Annotated in this window: 5 protein-coding genes and 3 pseudogenes; all 8 read right to left on the reverse strand. The window is 64.2% G+C overall.

The window, feature by feature from the left end:
* Nucleotides 1-380, reverse strand: a pseudogene (locus EWE75_RS25380) (recombinase family protein); the annotation flags it as partial.
* A gap of 45 nt (nucleotides 381-425) precedes the next feature.
* Nucleotides 426-476: pseudogene (locus EWE75_RS25900) on the reverse strand (hypothetical protein); the annotation flags it as partial.
* 147 nt (nucleotides 477-623) lie between these two features.
* Nucleotides 624-1460 (reverse strand): recombinase family protein, encoded by an 837-nt coding sequence (locus EWE75_RS25385; RefSeq protein WP_206364875.1) that lies wholly within the window; start codon nucleotides 1458-1460, stop codon nucleotides 624-626.
* 280 nt (nucleotides 1461-1740) lie between these two features.
* Nucleotides 1741-1965, reverse strand: a complete 225-nt coding sequence (locus EWE75_RS23920; protein WP_130160544.1) for a DUF2274 domain-containing protein — start codon at nucleotides 1963-1965, stop codon at nucleotides 1741-1743.
* 12 nt (nucleotides 1966-1977) lie between these two features.
* Entirely contained in the window at nucleotides 1978-3171 is a 1194-nt protein-coding gene (locus tag EWE75_RS23925; RefSeq protein WP_130160545.1) for a TraB/TrbI/VirB10 family type IV secretion system protein, read from the reverse strand.
* Nucleotides 3168-3425 carry a TrbG/VirB9 family P-type conjugative transfer protein gene (locus EWE75_RS26210; protein WP_345789408.1) on the reverse strand — a complete coding sequence of 86 codons (258 nt, stop codon included), beginning with the start codon at nucleotides 3423-3425 and terminating at the stop codon, nucleotides 3168-3170. The genes EWE75_RS23925 and EWE75_RS26210 overlap by 4 nt, the downstream gene beginning before the upstream one ends.
* Before the next feature lie 61 nt (nucleotides 3426-3486).
* A pseudogene (locus EWE75_RS23930) lies at nucleotides 3487-4101 on the reverse strand (TrbG/VirB9 family P-type conjugative transfer protein); the annotation flags it as partial.
* Nucleotides 4098-4427: VirB8/TrbF family protein (locus tag EWE75_RS23935; protein ID WP_248283823.1), on the reverse strand; the 330-nt coding region annotated here is incomplete at its 5' end. The pseudogene EWE75_RS23930 and the gene EWE75_RS23935, both read right to left, overlap by 4 nt.

Raw genomic sequence — 4427 nt, forward strand, 5'->3', positions numbered from 1 at the left:
CTCATCCGCTCTGTCTCAGGGCCATGCTCGAGAAGCTCGTGCAGCGCGGTCACCTGTTGGCGGCAATAGCCCGCCATCTCCGGGTGGAGCAGAGCAGGCGGCTCCTTCGCCTCGGCCACGAAGTCCTTTAGCGTTTTCTGCCTTGCCTCCAGTCTTACCACCTTGCCGTTAAGGCGATCGGTCGATGGGCCCGGCCCCAGGCGGATCATCATCTCTATCGTAGCGTCGATATCGCGCTCGAGTTTGTCGATCTCCGCGCGCGCCGGTGTGATTGCGGCACCACCCTCCATGCTGACCCGGTTCAACTCGCGCGTGAAATCGTCACAGAATGCCGCAAAGAGCGCCGGGTCCATGAGATGGCTGTGAAGCGCGGTCAGCACACGCCGCTCCAATTCATCACGGCGGATGTTGCGCCGATTGGCGCAGGTGCCCTTGTTGCGCGCGGTCGAGCAACCGAGCATATCGGCTGAGATCATCGCGTAGCCGCCACCACACTGACCGCACCGTGTGAGTCCGGACAGCAGATAGCGTGCGCGACGGCGCTCGTTGATCCGCGCTACGTCACCGCAGGCGCCGTCCGGCCTTGTGACGCGCTGTGTCCGCTGGCGCTCCTTGACCGCGGCCTACAGCGCGTCATCGACGATCTGAAGATGCGGCACTTCACGCGACAGCCACGCATCGCTTTCGTTCAGCCGGGCCTGTCGCTTTCCCGTGACCGGGTCTTTCACGAAACGTTGCAGGTTCCAAACCAGCTTGCCCACATAGAGTTCGTTATTGAGGATTCCTGTGCCCCGCTTGGGGTTGCCGTTGATCGTGCTGAAACCCCAGTCGCCACCCAACGGTGCGCGGATGCCTTCACGGTTGAGCTCGCTGGCGATCCGCTTGGCGGATTTTCCTGCGGCATAATCTTGGAGGATGCGGGTGACGACCACCGCTTCCTCGGGATTTACGGCCCTGTCGCCACGGACAGCCTCCCCGTCACCGCCGAACTGCTTCACGACGGTGTACCCATAGGAATTACCGCCACCCGACTTGCCCTGCTCAATCCGACCGCGCAGGCCGCGCCGCGTCTTGTCGGCGAGATCCTTGAGGAAGAGCGCATTCATCGTGCCCTTGAGGCCAACGTGGAGTTGGGTGACTTCGCCTTCGGACAGTGTGATGATCTTCACGTCGCCGTAGGCCATGCGCTTGAAGAGACCGGCGATGTCCTCCTGATCGCGCGAGAGCCTGTCCATCGCCTCGGCAAGGACTATCTGAAACCGGCCCTGCAGGGCATCGGCGATCATCGCCTGAATGCCCGGCCGCAGAAGTGACGCGCCCGAAATGGCGTGATCGGTATATTCCTCGATGATCCGCCAGCCTTGGCGCTCGGCATGAGCCCGACACACGCGGAGTTGGTCGGCAATCGAAGCGTCGCGCTGTGAGTCGCTCGAATATCGTGCGTAGAGGGCAACCTTCATAAGGGTTCTCCTGCTTGCCTCAGGAGCCGTCTCGGACACGCTCCTTGTCAGCGTCCGCACTATATCGGCGTGCCGCGCACCGCGCCAGAGCTCTGACAAGCTCGATCAAACGCCGGTCAGGACCGGTATCGATGGCATTTGACTGGGCGCTAATTTGGCATGGCGTTGTATCACCGGAGCCCGTCAACGGAGCGGTCGGCGTAGATTCGCGCGCACACTCCATCGCCGGATGACCGTGCTTGCTCGATCGCGCATCGGGACGATCCGGCGAGCGCATAGCTCAGCTTTTCGTAACGGCTTGCCGCATCTTCGCGAAACCGCGGTCGCTGTCGAGGAACGCGCGAAGCATATACGGGATCAGGTCCGACACGGCTTCCTTCTGGCCGTAGGCATTTTCGTACAGGGTCGCGTAGTCGGCCAAGTCAGCACTCAGATCCGGGCTGATGCTGATGGTCAGCTTAACGGGGGTGCGATCGGGGATGCGCCCGAGCTTGAGGTCTGGCATTTTTCCGGTCTCCTATGTCTTCCAGGGCGCGAGGATGAGATCCTTGTGGACGACCAGCCGCACGGTCGCGCCCGGCCGGATCGTGATTGTCGGCTGGATGCTGAGGTTGCGCGACGTGAGTTGATCGCCGGCGCGCGAAACATTTTGCTGGGTGGATTCCCGGATCGCCTGGACGAGGTCGCTTTCCCCCGTAACCGTCAATTGCGAGCCGACGCCGAGCAAAGTGGATAACGCAACGCCCTTGAGCAGTGCCGAAGTGTGGAAGTCGACTTGGTCCTGGAGTCCGGCATAGCCCGACGCATCGGTCGCCGGGACATTGTCGATCGTCAGCGAGCTGCCATCGGGCAGCATGATCCGCTGCCAGACGATCAACGCGCGCTTCTGCCCGAATGCCACGACGCTGTCGTAGCTGCCGATCAGCCGCGATCCTTGCGGAATGAGAAGGATGCGACCGGTGGGACTGTCGAACACCTGGGCCGTTACCTGCGCCGTCACCAGACCGGGCAGGTCGGAACGAAGCCCAGTAATCAGGCTGGCGGAGATGACGCTCCCCGCCGAGAGCAGATAGGGCGATGGCGCCGCTGTCAGCGTGTGCGGATTGACATCGTCCGAACGGTCGAGCGTGCCAACGAACTGCGCCTTGCGGCCCTGCGCGTTCGGATCATGATCGGGGCTCAGCGCCGGACTTGCCTCTGGCGTCGGGATCGGCGCTGGCGTGCCCGTCGCGTCCGGGACATTCGGTGCCGAAGTGGCAGTGCGCCCCTGCACCAGCACGCCGGACTCGCGCGCGGCCTTGAGTTCGGCGAGTTGGCGCTCGCGTTCCTGCGCCGCTTGGCTGTTCGATGGATCGCTGCCCGTGCCGGTTTCCATCGCCATCCGGCGCTGGCTCTCGAGGATCGGTCGGCCAAGGTCTCCGGGTAATGGCGGTCCAAGTTTCGGCGCGTCACCATAAGTCGCGGGCAGTCCACTCAGGGCATCGGCTGATGGCCGATTGCTCGGTTCAGACAATTCCTGACGATCGCCAACGGCGCTGAACACGCGCGGCTTGAGCGCGATCCAGGCCACCGCCATCAGGCTGACCGACCCAAGCGCGGCAATGGCGATGATGACACCCCGTCGAAACCGGATCGCGCGGGCGGGTTTGCTCCGAATGGCAAAGGTCTCGGGATCGACCTTCGGCGCGGGCGTGATGACGTCTTCGCTCATGAGTGCTTGCCCGTCCGCGAGGCGCCGCTTTCGGCGACGCGGCTGATGCGGACGATCTGCTGCTTTTTGGTGCCGAGCCTGAGTTCGGCGACATCGAAGATGCGATCGATGACGTAGAAGCGACCGCGGACGCGGTAGTTGGCGAGCTCCGCCTCTCCGCCCGCACCAACGATGAAGAACGGCGGCGCCTCCCCAACCACGATGCTCGCCGGAAATTCGACGAACGTCTGCCGGCCGTCGTCGAAGGCGCGCAAGGGCCCGCCATGCGGCCTGGTCACCGCTGATGGCGTAGTTGAAATGAAGGGTATCGACCGATAGCCTCTCCGAAACCGGCGCTGCCGCCGCGGCCTGCTCGGCAGCTCGGCGCAGTGCGATCAACTGATCCGCCGGATAGGTCCACGACAGCGCCGCCATCGCGGTGCGCGCAGTGGCGGTAAGCTGGACGTGATAGCTCCGCCGGTCGGTGGTGACGACGAGGTTGGTGGCGAGACCCGAAGCAAAAGGCTTCACCAGGATATGCGTGCGTTTCTCCGTGCCACTGCCGCTCGTCGTGTCGCCGATGACCCAGCGCACGGTGTCGCCCGCAGCAACGGCGACGAGGCTTTCGCCGGGCTGGAGGGCGATGTCCGTCACCGCGCCCGGCGCGGTGTAGACCTGGTAGATCGCGCCATCAGTAAAGGGAAAGACCTGCACGGCGTTCACGAACCCCTGCGCCTGAGGTTGCTGCGTCGCCGCCCTGTTGGCAGCGGCGAAGCGCACCACGTTGGGGTTGATCGGACGTTTAATGCGGACGCGATTGATTGGGGACTTCGAAGCCGGTGCGTTGGCGGGCGCGGCGACAGGAGGCGGCACCTTCGGAGACGCGACGAACTGGCCGGATGCTGGAGCGGTCGCGAGGGCGATAGCCGAAACGGCAAGGATGAAGGTCATTGGTGTGACTCCGAGGCGGGCTGCGCGGGCGCAGCGAGATTGGGATCAAGGGGCGTGTCCGCAGCAGAGTTGGCCGCTGCTGGCGCCCCAGGAACCGGGGGCGCGGATCGTCGTGGCGGCGTCGGCGGATCAAGCTCGCGGCTCCAATCGACCGCATCGACATAGACGCCGAGTGGATTCCGGCGGAGCGTATCGGCGTCGCTCGGTGGCTTGATCACGATCGTGAGGATCGCGGTCCAGCGCGACGTTCCCGCCTCGGTGCCACGCTCATAGGCGGTCTCGGTCCACTTGACCTGAAACGAGCGGTCCGATGCTCGCACCACGCT

This window comes from Sphingomonas populi (assembly GCF_004208535.1).
Taxonomy (GTDB): Bacteria; Pseudomonadota; Alphaproteobacteria; order Sphingomonadales; family Sphingomonadaceae; genus Sphingomonas; species Sphingomonas populi.

What these genes read in the sequence shown, in the direction of transcription:
- EWE75_RS25385 (WP_206364875.1), bottom strand. Translation starts at nt 1,460, where the DNA reads ATGAAGGTTGCCCTCTACGCACGATATTCGAGCGACTCACAGCGCGAC.
- EWE75_RS23920 (WP_130160544.1), bottom strand. Translation starts at nt 1,965, where the DNA reads ATGCCAGACCTCAAGCTCGGGCGCATCCCCGATCGCACCCCCGTTAAG.
- EWE75_RS23925 (WP_130160545.1), bottom strand. Translation starts at nt 3,171, where the DNA reads ATGAGCGAAGACGTCATCACGCCCGCGCCGAAGGTCGATCCCGAGACC.